Below are 17,226 nucleotides of genomic sequence, written 5' to 3'. Positions count from 1 at the left end.
AAAACTAATTAAGCATGAAATTAGTCATAGTTACAGCAGTAGAAGAGTTTCAAAAAGACGTTTTAAAACTCTTCAAAAAAGCAAATATTGAAAACTTTAGTGGTTCAAATATTGATGGCTATAAAAAAGGAACATCCATATTAATGGCTTCAAACTGGTTTTCGGGCGAAAAAATAGGCAATGAATCAAGTCTGTTTTTTTCCTTTACTGAAGATAAATACATTGAGGGGCTGTTCCATTTTATTACAGAATTCAATTCGAATTTAGAAACTAATAATCCTATCAAAGCGGCTGTGGTTCCTATTGAAAAATTTATATAAACTTAAAAATTAATTAAAATGTTAAATACATATTTTAGAGTAATTGTTGGAGTAATGGTATTAATAAGCGTAGTATTAACTTTCTATGTTAACCAAAACTGGATGTGGTTTACCGTATTTATTGGTGTCAATTTAATACAATCAGCATTTACAAAATGGTGTTTATTAGAAACCATATTAGTAAAACTAGGTGTAAAGAAAGAAGGCGGAAATTGTTCCTCTTGTTAATTTATATATTTTTTGTAACATTTTAAAACTATGTACGTCATATAGTTGTAAATGAACAAATCATGGAATCAAATTATCATACTCTTAAGCGCACAGACAATCAATTGTTAGTCATAACACACTTGGCTCAACTACTGACTTATGTTACTGGTTTTGGTGGACTAGTTGTACCTCTAGTTATTTGGGTAACACAAAAAGATAAAGTAGATGATATGGATGTTCACGGTAAAGCTATTTTGAATTTTCAATTGAGCATTATCATATATTCTATTTTAAGTATTCCGTTAATTTTAGTGTTTGGGTTAGGAATTCTTACACTGGTATTAATCGGTATTTTGGCATTTGTAATGCCAATTATAAACGCAATAAAAGCTAGTAATGGTGAATTACCTAGCTATCCATTATCTCTTAATTTTGTTAGTTAGTTATTAAAGAAATGGAAATGAAAAGGCTCACTATTTAGTGAGTCTTTTTTAATTTCTGCAAACGCAGGAATCTCTAATTTGAAATAAGATTTACTTATTTATATTCACAAAAAAATGCTTATCTTTTGATAAGCATTTTTTAATATTTATATGTCGTATTCTCGACTATGAGATTCCTGCCTTCGCAGGAATGTGTTAATTATTAAGCATTACTGGCATAACGAGCATAGTAACATGTTCACCTTCATCTAAACCATCAATTGGTGTTAAAATACCAGCTCTATTAGGTAAACTCATTTCTAACTGTACGTTGTCTGAGTTTAAGTTGTTAATCATTTCAGTTAAGAAACGAGAGTTAAAACCAATTTGCATATCGTCACCTTGGTAATCGCAGGTTAAACGTTCTTCAGCTTTGTTACTATAATCTATATCTTCTGCTGAGATGTTTAATTCTGCACCAGCAATTTTTAAACGAATTTGATGAGTTGTTTTATTTGAGAAAATACTAACACGACGAACTGAATTTAAAAACTGTGTTCTGTCAATTACTAATTTATTTGGATTTTCCTTTGGGATTACCGCTTCATAATTAGGATACTTACCATCAATTAAACGACAAATTAATACTGAGTTTTCAAAAGTAAACTTAGCATTTGACTCATTGTATTCAACTAACACATCATCATCAATTCCTGCTAAAATTCCTTTTAAAAGATTTAGAGGCTTTTTTGGCATAATGAATTCAGCGGTTTCAGTTGCACTAACATCTGCTCTAGTGTACTTCACTAATTTGTGTGCATCTGTCGCAACAAACGTTAAATTGTCTTGAGAAAATTGAAAGAACACACCGCTCATTACTGGTCTTAAATCATCATTACCAGCAGCGAAAATAGTTTTGCTAATTGCTGTAGCTAAGATGTCTCCAGATATAGTTGTAGTACTAGCATCTTCTACAGATACTGCATTTGGGAATTCTGCTCCATCAGCATAAGCTAGAGCATACTTACCATGATTAGAGCTAATTTCTACCGTGTTATTATCCTCAACAACAAAGGTTAATGGTTGCTCAGGAAACGTTTTTAGCGTATCTAATAATAAACGAGCTGGTAAAGCAATGCTGCCTTCAGAATCACTCTCTACATCAATAGTAGATGACATTGTTGTTTCTAAATCACTAGCCGAAATCGTTAGTCTCGATTGGCTAAGCTCAAATAAGAAATTATCTAAAATTGGAAGCGTATTGCTGTTATTAATAACACCTCCTAATACTTGAAGTTGTTTTAATAAATAGGTGCTTGAAACAATAAATTTCATATGGAATATATGTTTTTTAACTTTGAATTCGTCTTACAAATATATCCTAATAGAAGGGTTTTATAAAACAAACTTATTAACAAATTCTAGGTATATTTTTTCTTTCTGTAGTAGTTAAAAGCAAATCCAAAAAGACCAAGTAGTACAAGAGGTAAGGCAATATTAATAAGTTGCCATTTACCTTTAGTGCCTTTTATTTTTTCTGAATCTAAATATGGAATACTAATTTCCTTTGTCCTAATGTTTATAAGTCCTGTGTCATCTAAAAGATAGTTAACTGTGTTTAGCAAAAATTCTTTATTTCCAAAGGCTTTTCCTGTGAGTTCATCAAAGCCCAATTGCTGTGGTTTATTTCTAACGACTTCGTTTTTAATAACATCTCCATCCGAAATAATTACCATTTTGGTAGTGGTACTCTTAGATTTGTAGTCTTTAGTATTAAAAGGTAAAACACGTTTGTCATATACCGAAGTAAATTCCCCTTCTAATAAAACAGCTAAATTTTGTGGTCCTTCATTAAATGTGGTTTCATCAATTATTTCAGTAACATTATCTAATGAAATCTGTTTTGGTGTACCTTCTAATTTTGATCTCGGTGAACTTTGAAGAAGGATCGTTTTCTTGACTCCATTTTTTAAAGTATCCATCGGGCTTGTAAAATCATACTTTACTAGACTTAAGTTCTTGGTTATTGGATGCTTTGGGTTAGATGCTGCTAAAGGAGAATATTGCCACTGAATAGGTTGTAGTTGCGCATTACTTCCCTCTCCAATAGCCAACATTATTGGAGCAGAGTATAAATCTTTTACTAGGCTTGGATTAATGCGAATACCATATTTAAAGAAAAAGTCATTAAGTTTTAAATCTCGCATTATAGAAACGCCTGTACTTGCATCGTTGTATAAACTGTCTTTATCCATTATAACAGATTCTGTTAACCACAGACTTTTCCCACCATTCATTGTGTATTGATCTAGCACCAATTTCTCGTTTTCAGAAAATGCCACACTTGGCTTAGCGGCAACTATTAAATCGTATTGATTTAACTTATCTAAAGTGCTTTGAGGATTTGTTGCTACACTATCTAAAGTAAATGGAGCAATGTTATAATAGGGTTGCATCATTTTTAGAAAATCAGCAATGTAAGCATCACTCAGTTCACCATTACCTTTTAAAATAGCTATTTTCTTAGCTTTAGGATTTACTAGTTTGCTAAACCCATCGGCAAAAGCATATTCTAAAGTCTGTATAGAATTTGTAATTTGCTCTTGTAACCCTTGAGTAATACTACGTTTTAAAAGCGGAATCTTAACCGTTTTATCTTTGTAACTTGCAAAAGCCCAAGGAAATATAATTTCTTGTGTGACTTTGCCAGTGCTGTTATCTGTATTAATATAAGGTTCTAGACCAGAATTACTTAACTCTTCAATATTGCGTTTTCGAGTTGTTTCGTCTTCAATAGGGTTGATGTAGTTGATAAATATTTGTTTGGCCTCTAATTGAAATTCATCAATAATTTGTTTCACTTCAGTTTGAAGTAACCTAAATTCTGAAGGAAAATCTCCTTCCAAAAACACATCTATTATAAGAGGTGAATCTAAATTGTTAATCAACGATTTTGAAGTCTCAGAAAGTGTATATCTATTATCTTTAGTTAAATCGAAACGTTGATAAACCTTACTTGCAATGAAGTTTACAAGAAAAAGCCCAACAATGACTAACGCTGTATATATGAGACCTTTATTATTCTTCATCTTCGAATGTAATTTCTTCTTTAAAAGGTTTTAAAGCTACAACCTTATTGTTTTTAAATGTAATTTCCACACATTCTCTTTGGTCATTAAAAGCACCAGGTTCTATTCCTAACCCATAATTCCATCCGTTTGTATTGTGTGTCTTTTGGGATTCGTCCCAAGATAACCAATCTTGTTTACCTAATAAAGCAGTTATTTTTTCTTTTGTAGCACCTATAAGTGTATCAGATTCTATAGTATAATCAATCATTTCGTAACGTAAAGTGGGTTTTTCTATCCAAGCTTCGCTATCAAAATATTTCTGATGATGATAACTGCTCAAAATATTTACAAAAGGATAAAATAGATAGAAATACACAAAAGGTGTGAGTACTAAACTTATTAAAGCAGAAAGCCATTTACGATTGTCAACGGTGTTTAAAAACAGGAATAGTAGTGCAAAAACAACGACCATAAAAATGACTAAAAAGGGAGTTATAATCATTGTTATTGTTTTTGAATTCTAAGTTTTGTAAATATTAAAAACGCTAATGCAATACTTATAAAATAGACTAAATCTCTTGTGTCAATAACACCACGACTCATGCTATTATAGTGTGATTCCATACCCAAATTTTCCATATAGACCATATCACCAAAGACTGCGTAATTTGATAAGCCTTCAAACCCAAAATAGAAGAAAAAGCATATAAAAACAGCAATGATAAAGGTGACTATTTGATTATCTGAAAGGGTAGAGGCAAATACTCCAATGGCTGTGTAAGCTGCAATTAAAAACAATAGGCCAAAATAAGAACCAATAGTGCTACCCAGATCAAAGTTAGCTACTGGGTTCCCTAATTGCGATATTGTATAAACATATAGTAACGTTGGAATTAAAGCCATTAAGATGAGCGCAAAAGCCCCAAAATACTTACCTAATACAATCTGAAAATGCGAAATCGGTTTGGTAATTAATAACTCTAAAGTGCCTTGTTTCTTTTCATCACTAAAACTTCGCATGGTTATTGCTGGTACTAGAAAAATAAGAATCCAAGGTGCTAGTAAAAAGAACGACTCTAGACTTGCTAGTCCATTATCTAAAATGTTGAATTCTCCTTTAAAAACCCAAAGGAATAATCCGTTTAATAGTAGAAATACGCCAATCACCAAATAACCAATTGGTGAGGCAAAGAAGGTGTTTATTTCTTTTTTAAGGATTGCTAGCATTAATTAATGTTTGTACCGTCATTACGAGTCGCATTTGCGACGTGGTAATCTGTTTATTTTTAGTTTAATTAAAGAGATTGCCACGCTTTGCTCGCAATGATACTCCAATTTTTATTTTATATTCAAAAATTATCAATTGTAATTCATCAATCTAAACTCGCTAATTTATCCACACTCCATGCTTCGGGTTTCTCATTAAACAAAGGTTTTGTTTTACTCCAAACATTTTTAAATAATTCAGAGTGTCTATAAGTATTCAAATTAGCTTCAGTGTTCCAATAACTATACGTAAAAAAGATATTGGTATTGTTCTGGTCGCGATATAATTCTAAAAAATTGCAACCTTTAAAATTGCGAATCTTTTCTTTTACGGTTTCAAAATTAGCCAAGAATTCTTCAATCTTAGACGGTTCAAAACTCATTTTTACAATTCTTACTAACACTATTTATGGTTTTAGAAAATTTACAGTAACAGTATCCATAGTTTTTAAACCCATAAGTGTAGAGGCACTACCAACTGTTCTACAATTACTTTTATAAACGGCAATTTCTAAATATCCTGAAGAATTAAAAACAACCAAACCTCTGCCTTCATCATTACGTCTAGATTCTTCGATTTCAAAATTTATAATATCACTATATTTACTATGTATGGTTTTGAATTTATGATTACGAGCAGATATTTCATAAGCTCTTGTCTTTTGAATAGTTTCAAAAAACTTACGTTTAATATTAGTCACTACATTTCCGTAATTATCAATGTAAATAACACTAGCAATAATTTGATTCTGCTCATCATTTACAAAAGGTATTAAATTCTTAATTGGTTTTATGGTGTTAATAACTTTTCCTATCACTTCTAATGTGCCACCTCTTGCAATGTGGCAAGCGACTTTTACAAAGACATCTAGTACAGGAAAACTGGTTTCAATTTTATCATGAATATTAATTTCTACAATCTTCTCTGGAGCGATTTCTGCACAAATCATACTCATAATTCCGTTGTTAGCGCATATAAAGTAATGGTCATCTAATTTAACTGCAATGTGTTTGTTTTCAGGGCTTAACTCAGAATCAATTCCGATAATATGGATGGTTCCCTTAGAGAAACTACTGTAAGCATTTAAGATAATGTAAGCTGCTTCAGATATATCAAAAGGTGATACAGAATGTGACACATCAACAATTCTAACATTCGAAAGTTCACTATAAATAGCGCCTTTTATGGCTCCAGCAAAGTGATCTTTTTCTCCAAAATCAGTCGTTAAAGTGATTATTGCCATGGATTGATTGTTGATATTTTTTTAAGAATTATGGTTGTAAAATTGCTAGCTTTGTTATTACACAATTGGTACACAAAATTAATAAAAGAAAACAGATTAACACACTAAATAAAGCACGCTTTTGAACGAACTTATCCTAGAACTCGAAGAAATATCTCCAAAAGAATTCTTCGGTGCACAAAATGCTAATATTGTACTTCTTAAAAAATACTTTCCTAAACTCAAAATTGTAGCCAGAGGTAATAAAATTAAAGCTTATGGCGATGAGGATTTACTCGAAGAGTTTGATCGCCGAATGACTATGCTTATAAAGCATTTTGGTAAATACAATAAATTAGATGAAAATGTAATTGAGCGTGTTCTTACAAGTCAAAGTAGTGATGATTATACAACTTCTGCTAAGAGTGGAGAAGTAATAGTGCATGGTGTTGGTGGTAAACTCATTAAAGCACAAACGGCTAATCAACGTAAGTTTGTTGAGCTTGTTCGTAAAAATGACATGGTTTTTGCTATTGGTCCTGCTGGTACAGGTAAGACTTATGTTGGTGTTGCTCTAGCTGTACAGGCTTTAAAGAGTAAAGAAGTAAAGCGTATTATTTTAACACGTCCTGCGGTTGAAGCTGGTGAGAATTTAGGATTTCTTCCAGGTGATTTAAAGGAAAAATTAGATCCATACATGCAACCTTTATACGATGCTTTGCGAGATATGATTCCGGCTGAGAAGCTAGAAAGCTATATAGAAAAAGGTGTAATACAGATTGCTCCATTAGCTTTTATGCGAGGACGAACTTTAGATAATGCTTTTGTGATTTTAGATGAAGGACAAAACACCACACATGCACAAATGAAGATGTTCTTAACACGAATGGGCAAAAATGCTAAGTTTTTATTAACTGGTGATCCTGGTCAGGTAGATTTACCACGCCGTTCTATTTCTGGGTTAAAAGAAGCACTTTTAGTCCTTAAAAATGTTGAAGGTATTGGTATGATTTATCTCGACGATAAAGATGTGATACGTCATAAGTTAGTAAAGAAAGTGATAGAAGCATATAAGAGTATTGAGAATCGGGAGTAGTTCTCGATACATTTTGACAAAAAAAGTCGAAACACTCGAACTGACAACAAACAAATAAATCAACTCATAAACGTTTAATCAATAATGAGTAACACAATAATAGATACCAATTTCAATTTTCCTAACCAAAAAAGTGTTTATAAAGGAAAAGTAAGAGAAGTTTATAATATCAATGACCATCAATTAGTTATGGTTGCAACAGATCGTTTAAGTGCTTTTGATGTAGTGATGCCAAAAGGAATTCCTTATAAAGGACAAATCTTAAATCAGATTGCCACCAAAATGATGAGGGAAACGGAAAACTTAGTACCAAATTGGTTGGTGGCTACGCCAGATCCTAATGTTGCTGTTGGCTATTTATGCGAACCTTTTAAAGTTGAAATGGTGATTCGTGGCTATATGTCTGGTCATGCGGCGCGCGAATATAAAGCTGGTAAACGTATGCTTTGCGGAGTGGCAATGCCAGAAGGTATGAAAGAGAACGACAAGTTTCCTCAACCTATTATAACTCCTGCAACTAAAGCTGAAATGGGAGACCATGACGAAGATATTTCTCGTGAAGACATTTTAGCAAAAGGCATCGTTTCTGAAGTAGATTACATAGTTCTTGAAGATTACACCAGAAAGTTATTTCAACGTGGTACAGAAATTGCAACAGAACGTGGCTTAATTTTAGTAGATACCAAATACGAATTCGGAAAAACTAAAGACGGTAAAATTGTATTGATTGACGAAATTCACACTCCAGATTCTTCACGTTATTTCTATGCAGAGGGATATAAAGAACGCCAAGATAGAGGCGAACCGCAAAAGCAATTGTCTAAGGAATTTGTAAGACAATGGTTAATAGCCAATAAATTTCAAGGCTTAGAAGGCCAAACGGTTCCTTTTATGAGCGATGACTATATTGAAACGGTTAGTGAACGTTATATCGAGCTTTACGAGAATATTACAGGTGACACTTTTGTAAAAGGTGATGTTTCTGATATACAGAGTAGGATAGAAGCTAATGTTTTGGAGTATTTGGGAAACGTTTAGTCGTTTAGTTGTTGTTTCGTTAAGTTGATTTATTAGTTTATTATTTGTCATGCTGAATTCATTTCAGCATCTAAAAGGTTTTTACATCTGGTCAATACTATTAAATTTATGTAAAGAGCTTACCATAATTATTGGGTTTACATCATAACCAATAAACCGAATGGAGTTTTATATACTGGTGTAACTGGCAGAATTGATGATAGAATGGAAAGACATGTTGAAGGTAAAGGCAGTAGCTTTTCATCAAAGTACAAACTAAAACGTTTAGTTTATTTTGAAGAATTTCAATATGTAGATGATGCCATAAAAAGAGAAAAGCAAATTAAAAACTGGAGGAGAGCTTGGAAAATAAACCTGATAGAAAAGGATAACCCTAATTGGGATGATCTTTGGAGGCAATTAGATTCTGAAAACAAGTTCAGAATGACAAGTGATTGTTTTAAGGTAGTAAAACCCTATAATGGTTTTTTTTATCCAGTTTATAGATATAAACGTGATTTGAGGTTTTATTTTTATTTAAGATTATTTCCAATGGTTTTCTTTTAATACGCTCTTGTGCTTCTGACCTTATAATTCTTGAATTTGAGTATATTCTATCAATAGGGTGATTTAATACTATTATATAGTTCTTATTATCTTCTAAATTTTCAATTCCTTTTATACTTAAACCTTGAATATTTAAATCTCCTATGACGTAACCAAAACTGCCGCTTAGAAATGTTTTTTTAAAATTTTTCAGCATCAACAATTTCATAATCAAACTTTCCTTGAAATTTTGAATCTAGTTGTTTATTACAAGATGTAATTATAATAAATGTGGTTAACGTTAGAATTATTTTCTTCACTAAAAATTGTATTTCTCTTTGAATGTCTCAGTATGATGCTCCACATGATGCGCAGTCCACATAATAATTTCTCTAATAGGCATTTTACCCATTAATGGATGTGGTAAGATTAAAGTATCTAAGTTCTTATCACTAATCTTTTTGGTTTTGTATTGAAGTTTTTTCTGTTCAGTTTGCAGTCTATTGAGAATAAATTCTTTTTCACTTAGTGTTGGTACCTTCATGTTCTGAGAGCCTTTAAAGGTCTTACCTTTAACACCTTCTAGTCGCTCTTGGTAACGCTGTACAATTGCATTGTAATTTCTAACAGGTCTATTTGCTTTCCCGAATTTGAAACGCAATAAAAATTTAGGCATACTCAAAGCATTATTGAGTGGTTTTATACTTTGTAGAAGGTGTAAAGCTTGCTGACCAGTAGTCCATTTGTTTTCTGGTCCTAGTGTCCAAGAATCATCAGGTTGATTTTCTAACCACGATATTAGTTCAGAGTGTTTGGCTTCTATTAAATCTGCAATAGCTTCTTTATCCATAGATTATTAATTGATAAAGAAAAGATACGAAGAAATGTTGATTTGCGGAGCCGTTTAGTTGTGGATTTGTTTATTTGCTAACGGCTATTCTGCTTCTTTTTCTTGAATCACAATTTTATCCTTTTTAAAAATAGGAACTAGGTAAGATAAATTAAAACCAAAACCACCACCAATAGCACCACTATCATAAGTTCTATTAAACCCAGGAATGTACAGATTTTCATAATCATCTGGTGCTGTTTCTGAAACAAGAAATTTTAGTTGCACGTTTAAACCTGCAAATAGATTATTAAAAAGCTCTGCTTTTAAACCAATCTGTATTTCTCCCCAAATAGCTGTTAAACTACTATATTCTGTGCCATCTTCTACTGAAAATTGTTGATTCCAGTATTGATTATTCACATTATAGATGTCGTAATTATTCAAGGTTTGACTAAAGGTACTTGCGCCAACACGGAAGCCTGCATAGATCATGTTTTCCATATCTAGCCAGTTTTTATAGAGGTTTATATCTATACCACCTTTAAAATAACTTCCTTTTGAAGTATTATTTAAAACTTCGTTTTCGATTGTACGTTCTTCATTACCAATTTCTCCAGCAATATAAATACGTTTGGTGAGACGATAATCGCCCATAACTTCGAACCCAGTATAATTGTCGTCCAAAAATGAACGTGCTAATTTACTAATGTCTGCACCTAAACGTAGTCCATACTTTTGTTTATAGACTAAGGTGTCCGCGACCGTTTTCTTTTCGTTTTGCGTAAATGCTATTGTAGTAAACAATAGCAAAAGTATTACACTTCTAATGAAAGATGCGTACATGTACTGTATTTTCATTTTTTATTGTTGTTTCTACTATATCTATATTGTCTATCCATGTATTGCCATCTGGATCTAAATCGATTTCCAAAGTATTAAATATACTTTTATAACCACAAGCTCTCGAGACATATAAAAATTCTGGTATGTAAGAGATTTCTATAATATCGATATTAGAATCCGTTAAAGGATCTGTGTCTAATCGTAAATTAGTTTCTTTTTCTAATTTAAAACGTGACGTTGTAAGAACACCTTCAGTATCAATTCTCAAAGGTAATTGAACTGAGTTGGAATTTTCATTGAATAAAAGAGTTTCATCAACGGAAGCTTCTGGTGGATTAGGATCTGGCAAACCTTCACCATAAACTGTTAATCGCAACACGCTTTTAAGATCATCGGGATTTGAAACATCATAAAACTCAATAAAGAGACGTGGAGTAGTAGCTGTAGATTCTGCACAAATATCATCGCGCTCACAACTTATAAGTGTTAATGCTATAAATAAGGCAAATAATTTTAGGTTTCTCATGTATTATTTTTCAAACAAAACAACCGTTTCAATATGTGCTGTATGAGGAAATTGATCTACTAAACTTAGTTTTGTAATTTCATAACCAGCTTGCATCAACTGCTCAGTATCTCTTGCTTGTGTAGCCGGATTACAAGATACATAAACCAAACGTTCTGCATTAAGATTTATTATTTTTTTAAGGGTTTTGGGAGCAATACCAGCTCTTGCAGGATCTAAAATAATAGTTCGTATTTTATTGGTATATTCTGGATGCTCGCTTAAAAACTTACCAACATCTGCTGCATAAAACTCTAAACCTTCTATGTTGTTTCGTTTTGCATTCTTTTTAGCATCCTCAATAGCTGAAGCCACAATATCGACACCAACAATTTTTGTACTTGTTGCTTTATTTGCTATGATTTGACCTATGGTACCTGTACCACAAAATAAATCTAATACCACAGTATTATCAATAGCTTCTTTATTCTCTAAAGCATAATCTGCCACTTTAGAATATAGTTTTTCTGCACATTTTGGATTGGTTTGAAAAAAGCTTTTCATGCTAATTTCAAAATTTAAACCTAATAATTCTTCAACGATTTTGTTCTCTCCATAAACTAGGTTAATACTTCCGGTTGTAGCGATGGTTCTATCACCAACTTCATCATTTATGGTGTGTAATAAGCCTGCGACACGTTCACCAAATAATTCTACTAAATAGTTAGCGAATTTATTTAAATCGAATTTTGGTAAATCGTATGATGTAGTTACTAAGTTGAATAATAGTTTATTGGTTTTAAAAGATTTTCTTACTACAAAATATCTAAAAAAGCCTTCTCTTTTTGGTGCATGCCAAGGCAATAAGCCAGTTGTTTCACAATAAACTCTAATGTCTTTTAAATGGTTTTCTAATTCGGCATCAAATAAACCAGAATCACTATTTAAATTATCACCACACCACCAAGTGCCTCTTTTTTTAAAGCCAAGAGTAAATTCATCTACATCAGTTTTTAATTCGTGATTGTAGCCAATAGCCGAAAAACCATATTCCATTTTATTTCTATAGTGGAAAGTATTTGGAGAATCTACAAACTCATCAAACTTATCTTCTATATAAGCAACTTTACCAATACGCTTAAATAACTCTAATGTGCTTTGCTTTTTATATTGATGCTGCTTTTCAATAGGTAATTGCATGTATGGAGCACCAGGAATATCTTGATAAGGCATTTTAACTTCATCCTCCGAAGGTTTTAAAACTTCAAACAGCTTACATTCTGCATACTTTTTGCTCGTTTTCTTCACCTGCGCTCTAACCAATTGACCTGGTAAAGTATTAGGAACAAAAATCACAAATTCGCCATGCTCATTTCTGATACGACCAATCCCTTTTCCGCCAAAAGCGTAATCTTCAATTAAGAGTTCTATAATCTCTCCGCGTTTAACAAATTTGTTGCGTTCTCTTTTTGGCATTTATAAAAAATTTGAATGCAAAGATAGCTGTAATTTTGTTAATTGTTAAGCCAAAAAGTATCTGTATAATTTAGATTATCTTTAGTAAAATTGAACCTTTTTAAATATTCTACGTCTTTAGAGTATGAAAGTCATAAATATCCATAAACGAACATTACATCAGCCAAAATAAAAAGTGTCTCATTTATTTAAAATAATATTGTGATTTATTGTCTAGATGTTGCTTTAATTGAAGATGCTTATGATAAAGTAGAAAACTATTTTACCAGTAATAAGAAAGAAACTAGCCATAGTTTTTGGTTAAATATTTAAGTGCATTCTATAAAAGAAAATCAATGCAAACTAAAAAGGCATAATTGAAAACGAACCAAAGTATAGATGAGAAGTTGGTTGAGGCTTATAAAGCTGGCGATAAAAATGCCTTAACTACATTGGTAAAGCGATGGCATAAATTGTTTTGTGATAAGGCGTATTGGTTGGTTAAAGATAAAGATGTGGCAAAAGATATTGCACAAGATAGTTGGACAACTATTATAAATAAAATAGATAAGCTTAAGAAACCAAAACAATTTAAATATTGGGCCTTTAGAATTGTATGTAATAAATCAATGGATTGGCTTCGATTACAATCTAAGAACCGAAATACTAGTTTTGGGTATGATGTTGAAATTGAAAGTACTGCTATAGAATATTCGGAAAATGAACATTTAAAGCAAATGTTGCTAAAAGCCATATATGAATTACCGACAAATCAGAAAGTTATTGTCAGGCTTTTCTATACAGAATCTTACAGTATAAAACAAATAAGTGATTTGCTGAAAATATCAGAAGGAACAACAAAATCGAGACTGTTTTATGCTAGAGAAAAATTAAAAATAACATTAAAAAACACACATTATGAAAACTAATATAGAAGATATAGACAAATTAATTAAAGAAACATTAACGCAAGAAGAAGCAAAATTCTATGATGATTTAGAAGAGCAAAATTTTCTACAAATGGTATTTGGAATATTTTCTGGTAAGAATAGTTGGCTTGTTATTGTAATGAGTATTGTACAAGTGGTCTTTTTCGGGTTATTCATCTATTGTGCGATTCAATTTTTAAATACAGAAGAGACCAACGAACTTATAAAATGGGGAATTTTTGGAACCTTGAGTTTAATGGCATCTAGTATGCTGAAGCTATGCTCTTGGATGCAAATGGATAAAAAAGCGATTATTAGAGAAATAAAGCGATTAGAGCTTCAGGTATCATCGCTATCTTCAAAAATATCTGAGTAAGTTTTAATTCAACAGGAATATTTACTAATTTGCACGTTCTTAGGGATGATTTCTTTCCCACGCTGAATTTTCGTACACATCGAAAGGATAAAGGTAGATAAGGAATGGATATTTTATTCATTGAGTTCATCTTGGCTTTTTGTTTTTAACCGAAAAGAAGATAAAATTTGTTGAGATGAGACTATTTTTGCAAGGCATAGCATCGCTATGGTTGAAAAAATAGACGAAAAATGGGCGAATTTTATACCTTTTTTAGGAAATAGAAAAAACCAAGAAGAACTCATCTTAAAAACTTATTAAAATGACTGTTTTAGACCACATTACATCGCAAGAAGCGATGGCATTAGAAAACAAGTATGGAGCACAGAACTATCATCCATTACCAGTAGTATTAACCAAAGGCGAAGGTGTTTTTGTTTGGGATGTAGAAGGTAAAAAGTATTATGATTTTTTATCGGCTTATTCTTCATTAAACCAAGGACATTGTCACCCAAAAATTGTAAATGCAATGGCAGAGCAAGGGCAGCGCTTAACGTTGACCTCTCGTGCATTTTACAATGACATGTTAGGCAAATATGAAAAATTTGCTTGCGAATTTTTTGGATTCGACAAATTGTTACCCATTAATTCTGGTGCAGAAGCCGTTGAAACTGCATTAAAATTATGTAGAAAATGGGCTTATGAAGTTAAAGGCTTAGATCTTAATAAAGCTGAAATAATTGTTTGTGATGGTAATTTCCATGGTAGAACAACAACAATTATTTCATTTTCAAATGACCCAGTAGCACGTAAAAACTTTGGACCATATACAGATGGCTTTATTAAAATTGAGTACGATAATTTACAAGCACTTGAAGATATTTTAAGTACAAATCGAAATGTTGCAGGTTTTTTAGTTGAACCAATACAAGGTGAAGCAGGTGTGTTTGTGCCAAGTGAAGGTTATTTGACAAAGGCTAAAGCATTATGCGAAAAGTATAATGTATTATTTATAGCAGACGAAGTACAAACAGGGATTGCTAGAACAGGTAAATTATTGGCTGTAGATCATGAAAATGTAAAGCCAGATGTTTTAATTCTTGGTAAGGCTCTTAGTGGAGGTTTATATCCAGTATCTGCTGTAATGGCAGATAACGAAATTATGAATGTCATTCAACCAGGAAATCACGGAAGCACATTTGGAGGCAATCCAATTGCTGCTGCTGTTGCTATTGCTGCGTTAGAAGTTGTAAGAGATGAAAAATTAGCAGAAAACGCAGATTATCTTGGTAAACTTTTTAGAACAGAAATAAATAAGTTTATTGAAACTAGTCCTATTGTTAATTTGGTAAGAGGAAAAGGGCTATTAAATGCTATTTTAATCAACGATGATGAAGATAGTGATACAGCTTGGAATATCTGTTTAAGACTTAGAGATCATGGTTTGTTAGCTAAACCAACTCATGGAAATATTATACGATTTGCACCACCTTTAGTTATGACAGAAGAACAATTATTGGATTGTGTATCAATTATAATTAAGACATTAAAAGAGTTTGAAGAATAAAATACACCAGACATAAATAACTAAAAAAGCGATTTTCAATTAAGAAAATCGCTTTTTTATGTTTAGTCAACTAATTATTAATTTTGTTGAAATTGTTCCATAATTTCTTGAGATTGTTGCATTATCTCATCCCAACCAACTGTATAAATTCTATAAATAGTCATTATTAAGTAAACCACATTAATAATTAAGATTACAAGTGCTACAATTTTAGCGGTATTCATAGCTTTAACACTTGTTAAATCGTAATTCTCTGGGTTTAAACTAGCTTTCTTTAGGCCACTTTGAGCGATAAGGAATGCTGGGCCAGCAAGTAATATTCCAAGGCCACCGAAGCAGCAGCATAATAATCCTAAAATAGCCAAAACGTAAACGATAGCTGGGTTTAATCTTTGTTGTTCCATAATTGAGATTTTATTTTAAGTAAAGTTTAATTAAAAAATTGCCAATTATAATAATTACATTAGCTAAAGCCAATATAATAATTATTTTATTGCCTAATTTAAAATTCTTAAAACTGTTGATTATTAGAAATCCAAAGAGGGCTATAATAGTATAAATAGCAGGATACATAAAAAACGCATCTAACAACTCACCTTTTAAAAGTAGCGCCACAGAACGCTGTAACCCACAACCCATACACTCAAAGCCTAATAGCTTTTTGTTTAGGCATGGTAACATGTAATCTTCAAGTCCTTTTATAAGTAATTGCATAATGCTAAATTAAGAATTTGCTAAATACTTTTATAATATCACCTATAAAATATTCTAAAACGTATTTTTGTATCATGTTTTAATTTGTTAGACTATGAATATTTCAAGAATTATAAATTTTATTTGCATTGTTACTGGTGGTTTAGTAGCCTTATATGCGCAAGCACAAAAACAACAGAATACTTATTTATTAATAGGAGGCATTGTATTGCTTATGTTTGGAATTTATAGAATATCTCGAAATATTAAGAGTAAGTACAATAATACAGACGAAGAAACTTTTATAAAAACGGAAGATGAAGATTAAAGTTGGTGATACTGTTGAAACCATTGATGATGCTATTTTTGGTGTAGTAACAAAAATTAGTGGCTCTACCATTACGATTGAAAACGATGACGGTTTTGAGTTTCAGTTTGAAGCTAATGAACTTATGCATTCTTCTAATGAGAATATTATTGAGAATGCCATCTATAATTCTGATATTGAAGCTATAAAAAGAGAAAAGGAAACCAAAAAGAGAATATTTGTACCAGCTGTAAAACCTAAAGAACGAAGTGCGCCAAAGTTTGAAGTAGATTTGCATATTCATCATTTAACACCGTCTGCAAGAGGTATGACCAATTACGATATGTTAAATCTTCAGTTAGATACAGCAAGACGTCAGTTAGAATTTGCGATAAAAAAACGTATTCCTAAAATTGTTTTTATACATGGAGTAGGAGAAGGAGTGCTACGACAAGAATTAGAAACTTTATTTGGTCGTTATAACAATGTAAAATTTTACGATGCAGACTATAAGACCTATGGTTTAGGTGCTACTGAGGTTAGGGTTTTTCAGAATGTAGAAGCTTAGT

The 17,226-nt window shown here is 31.8% G+C and carries 22 protein-coding genes and 1 pseudogene; 11 read left to right on the top strand and 12 right to left on the bottom strand.

All coding sequences use genetic code 11. From position 1 onward, the window contains the following. The first annotated feature begins 14 nt into the window (after positions 1–14). The 3 genes from AAC053_RS10675 (at position 15) to AAC053_RS10665 (ending at position 973) form a co-directional block, all read left to right on the top strand. Entirely contained in the window at positions 15–320 is a 306-nt protein-coding gene (locus tag AAC053_RS10675; RefSeq protein WP_339756174.1) for a hypothetical protein, read from the top strand. An 18-nt stretch (positions 321–338) separates the two neighbouring features. Next, positions 339–548, top strand: a complete 210-nt coding sequence (locus AAC053_RS10670) for a DUF2892 domain-containing protein (protein ID WP_339756171.1) — start codon at positions 339–341, stop codon at positions 546–548. A gap of 62 nt (positions 549–610) precedes the next feature. Beyond that, positions 611–973: a DUF4870 domain-containing protein gene (locus AAC053_RS10665; RefSeq protein ID WP_339756169.1), complete on the top strand. Its 363-nt coding sequence runs from the start codon at positions 611–613 to the stop codon at positions 971–973. Positions 974–1,168: 195 nt separating this feature from the next. On the opposite strand, the gene dnaN is transcribed toward AAC053_RS10665, so the two are convergent. The 6 genes from dnaN to AAC053_RS10635 form a co-directional block, all read right to left on the bottom strand. Further along, entirely contained in the window at positions 1,169–2,287 is a 1,119-nt protein-coding gene (gene dnaN / locus AAC053_RS10660; RefSeq protein ID WP_339756166.1) for a DNA polymerase III subunit beta, read from the bottom strand. An 86-nt stretch (positions 2,288–2,373) separates the two neighbouring features. Beyond that, a complete protein-coding gene (gene gldG, locus AAC053_RS10655) occupies positions 2,374–4,041 on the bottom strand; it encodes a gliding motility-associated ABC transporter substrate-binding protein GldG (RefSeq protein ID WP_339756163.1) in 1,668 nt (555 codons plus the stop codon). After that, on the bottom strand, positions 4,031–4,525 hold the full coding sequence (locus AAC053_RS10650) for a hypothetical protein (RefSeq protein WP_339756160.1): 495 nt from the start codon (positions 4,523–4,525) through the stop codon (positions 4,031–4,033). Before AAC053_RS10650 ends, gldG begins: the two co-directional genes overlap by 11 nt. Before the next feature lie 2 nt (positions 4,526–4,527). Further along, a complete protein-coding gene (gldF, locus tag AAC053_RS10645; RefSeq protein WP_339756158.1) occupies positions 4,528–5,250 on the bottom strand; it encodes a gliding motility-associated ABC transporter permease subunit GldF in 723 nt (240 codons plus the stop codon). Positions 5,251–5,396: 146 nt separating this feature from the next. Further along, positions 5,397–5,693, bottom strand: a complete 297-nt coding sequence (locus tag AAC053_RS10640; RefSeq protein ID WP_339756155.1) for an antibiotic biosynthesis monooxygenase family protein — start codon at positions 5,691–5,693, stop codon at positions 5,397–5,399. A gap of 3 nt (positions 5,694–5,696) precedes the next feature. Beyond that, a complete protein-coding gene (locus AAC053_RS10635) occupies positions 5,697–6,533 on the bottom strand; it encodes an SAM-dependent chlorinase/fluorinase (protein ID WP_339756152.1) in 837 nt (278 codons plus the stop codon). A gap of 121 nt (positions 6,534–6,654) precedes the next feature. Between AAC053_RS10635 and AAC053_RS10630 the strand changes: the two genes are divergently transcribed. The 3 genes and pseudogenes from AAC053_RS10630 to AAC053_RS10620 form a co-directional block, all read left to right on the top strand. Next, complete coding sequence (locus AAC053_RS10630; RefSeq protein ID WP_339756149.1) at positions 6,655–7,608, top strand: PhoH family protein; 954 nt, start codon at positions 6,655–6,657, stop codon at positions 7,606–7,608. 84 nt (positions 7,609–7,692) lie between these two features. Further along, the gene (locus AAC053_RS10625; protein ID WP_339756147.1) at positions 7,693–8,646 is read left to right on the top strand and encodes a phosphoribosylaminoimidazolesuccinocarboxamide synthase; all 954 of its coding nucleotides are present in this window, start codon (positions 7,693–7,695) and stop codon (positions 8,644–8,646) included. Between the two features lie 138 nt (positions 8,647–8,784). Further along, a pseudogene (locus AAC053_RS10620) lies at positions 8,785–9,192 on the top strand (GIY-YIG nuclease family protein); the annotation flags it as partial. A 298-nt stretch (positions 9,193–9,490) separates the two neighbouring features. Here the strand turns inward: AAC053_RS10620 and AAC053_RS10615 are convergent. From AAC053_RS10615 to rlmD, 4 genes are all read right to left on the bottom strand, one after another. Next, on the bottom strand, positions 9,491–10,021 hold the full coding sequence (locus AAC053_RS10615) for a DinB family protein (RefSeq protein WP_339756144.1): 531 nt from the start codon (positions 10,019–10,021) through the stop codon (positions 9,491–9,493). An 84-nt stretch (positions 10,022–10,105) separates the two neighbouring features. Further along, positions 10,106–10,861 (bottom strand): DUF6048 family protein, encoded by a 756-nt coding sequence (locus tag AAC053_RS10610; RefSeq protein WP_339756142.1) that lies wholly within the window; start codon positions 10,859–10,861, stop codon positions 10,106–10,108. After that, on the bottom strand, positions 10,827–11,372 hold the full coding sequence (locus AAC053_RS10605; protein WP_339756139.1) for a DUF6452 family protein: 546 nt from the start codon (positions 11,370–11,372) through the stop codon (positions 10,827–10,829). The genes AAC053_RS10610 and AAC053_RS10605 overlap by 35 nt, the downstream gene beginning before the upstream one ends. Before the next feature lie 3 nt (positions 11,373–11,375). Next, positions 11,376–12,827 (bottom strand): 23S rRNA (uracil(1939)-C(5))-methyltransferase RlmD, encoded by a 1,452-nt coding sequence (rlmD, locus tag AAC053_RS10600; RefSeq protein WP_339756137.1) that lies wholly within the window; start codon positions 12,825–12,827, stop codon positions 11,376–11,378. Positions 12,828–13,183: 356 nt separating this feature from the next. Between rlmD and AAC053_RS10595 the strand changes: the two genes are divergently transcribed. The 3 genes from AAC053_RS10595 (at position 13,184) to rocD (ending at position 15,657) form a co-directional block, all read left to right on the top strand. After that, the gene (locus AAC053_RS10595; protein ID WP_339756135.1) at positions 13,184–13,735 is read left to right on the top strand and encodes a sigma-70 family RNA polymerase sigma factor; all 552 of its coding nucleotides are present in this window, start codon (positions 13,184–13,186) and stop codon (positions 13,733–13,735) included. Then, entirely contained in the window at positions 13,725–14,111 is a 387-nt protein-coding gene (locus tag AAC053_RS10590) for a DUF6768 family protein (protein WP_339756132.1), read from the top strand. The genes AAC053_RS10595 and AAC053_RS10590 overlap by 11 nt, the downstream gene beginning before the upstream one ends. Before the next feature lie 301 nt (positions 14,112–14,412). After that, positions 14,413–15,657 (top strand): ornithine--oxo-acid transaminase, encoded by a 1,245-nt coding sequence (gene rocD / locus AAC053_RS10585; RefSeq protein WP_339756129.1) that lies wholly within the window; start codon positions 14,413–14,415, stop codon positions 15,655–15,657. Between the two features lie 77 nt (positions 15,658–15,734). On the opposite strand, the gene AAC053_RS10580 is transcribed toward rocD, so the two are convergent. Both AAC053_RS10580 and AAC053_RS10575 read right to left on the bottom strand, forming a co-directional pair. Further along, positions 15,735–16,061, bottom strand: a complete 327-nt coding sequence (locus AAC053_RS10580) for a CCC motif membrane protein (RefSeq protein ID WP_339756126.1) — start codon at positions 16,059–16,061, stop codon at positions 15,735–15,737. A gap of 10 nt (positions 16,062–16,071) precedes the next feature. Beyond that, positions 16,072–16,371: a DUF2752 domain-containing protein gene (locus tag AAC053_RS10575; protein ID WP_339756123.1), complete on the bottom strand. Its 300-nt coding sequence runs from the start codon at positions 16,369–16,371 to the stop codon at positions 16,072–16,074. A 94-nt stretch (positions 16,372–16,465) separates the two neighbouring features. Here AAC053_RS10575 and AAC053_RS10570 point away from each other — a divergent pair, with 94 nt between their 5' ends. Both AAC053_RS10570 and AAC053_RS10565 read left to right on the top strand, forming a co-directional pair. Next, positions 16,466–16,678 carry a hypothetical protein gene (locus tag AAC053_RS10570; RefSeq protein ID WP_339756120.1) on the top strand — a complete coding sequence of 71 codons (213 nt, stop codon included), beginning with the start codon at positions 16,466–16,468 and terminating at the stop codon, positions 16,676–16,678. Further along, positions 16,668–17,225, top strand: coding sequence for a Smr/MutS family protein (locus AAC053_RS10565; protein ID WP_339756117.1), 558 nt, complete (start codon positions 16,668–16,670; stop codon positions 17,223–17,225). Before AAC053_RS10570 ends, AAC053_RS10565 begins: the two co-directional genes overlap by 11 nt. Position 17,226: the final 1 nt, after the last annotated feature.

The sequence above is a fragment of the uncultured Winogradskyella sp. genome (assembly GCF_963975125.1).
Classification (GTDB): Bacteria; Bacteroidota; Bacteroidia; order Flavobacteriales; family Flavobacteriaceae; genus Winogradskyella.
The sequence above is the reverse complement of the archived record's forward strand: the minus strand, read 5'-3'. Positions and strand labels throughout refer to the sequence as shown.

Bases quoted from the DNA above. Each gene is read 5' to 3' on its own strand.
- AAC053_RS10675 (WP_339756174.1), top strand. From the start codon at position 15: ATGAAATTAGTCATAGTTACAGCAGTAGAAGAGTTTCAAAAAGACGTT.
- AAC053_RS10670 (WP_339756171.1), top strand. From the start codon at position 339: ATGTTAAATACATATTTTAGAGTAATTGTTGGAGTAATGGTATTAATA.
- AAC053_RS10665 (WP_339756169.1), top strand. From the start codon at position 611: ATGGAATCAAATTATCATACTCTTAAGCGCACAGACAATCAATTGTTA.
- dnaN (WP_339756166.1), bottom strand. From the start codon at position 2,287: ATGAAATTTATTGTTTCAAGCACCTATTTATTAAAACAACTTCAAGTA.
- gldG (WP_339756163.1), bottom strand. From the start codon at position 4,041: ATGAAGAATAATAAAGGTCTCATATATACAGCGTTAGTCATTGTTGGG.
- AAC053_RS10650 (WP_339756160.1), bottom strand. From the start codon at position 4,525: ATGATTATAACTCCCTTTTTAGTCATTTTTATGGTCGTTGTTTTTGCA.
- gldF (WP_339756158.1), bottom strand. From the start codon at position 5,250: ATGCTAGCAATCCTTAAAAAAGAAATAAACACCTTCTTTGCCTCACCA.
- AAC053_RS10635 (WP_339756152.1), bottom strand. From the start codon at position 6,533: ATGGCAATAATCACTTTAACGACTGATTTTGGAGAAAAAGATCACTTT.
- AAC053_RS10625 (WP_339756147.1), top strand. From the start codon at position 7,693: ATGAGTAACACAATAATAGATACCAATTTCAATTTTCCTAACCAAAAA.
- AAC053_RS10615 (WP_339756144.1), bottom strand. From the start codon at position 10,021: ATGGATAAAGAAGCTATTGCAGATTTAATAGAAGCCAAACACTCTGAA.
- AAC053_RS10610 (WP_339756142.1), bottom strand. From the start codon at position 10,861: ATGAAAATACAGTACATGTACGCATCTTTCATTAGAAGTGTAATACTT.
- AAC053_RS10605 (WP_339756139.1), bottom strand. From the start codon at position 11,372: ATGAGAAACCTAAAATTATTTGCCTTATTTATAGCATTAACACTTATA.
- rlmD (WP_339756137.1), bottom strand. From the start codon at position 12,827: ATGCCAAAAAGAGAACGCAACAAATTTGTTAAACGCGGAGAGATTATA.
- AAC053_RS10590 (WP_339756132.1), top strand. From the start codon at position 13,725: ATGAAAACTAATATAGAAGATATAGACAAATTAATTAAAGAAACATTA.
- rocD (WP_339756129.1), top strand. From the start codon at position 14,413: ATGACTGTTTTAGACCACATTACATCGCAAGAAGCGATGGCATTAGAA.
- AAC053_RS10580 (WP_339756126.1), bottom strand. From the start codon at position 16,061: ATGGAACAACAAAGATTAAACCCAGCTATCGTTTACGTTTTGGCTATT.
- AAC053_RS10575 (WP_339756123.1), bottom strand. From the start codon at position 16,371: ATGCAATTACTTATAAAAGGACTTGAAGATTACATGTTACCATGCCTA.
- AAC053_RS10570 (WP_339756120.1), top strand. From the start codon at position 16,466: ATGAATATTTCAAGAATTATAAATTTTATTTGCATTGTTACTGGTGGT.
- AAC053_RS10565 (WP_339756117.1), top strand. From the start codon at position 16,668: ATGAAGATTAAAGTTGGTGATACTGTTGAAACCATTGATGATGCTATT.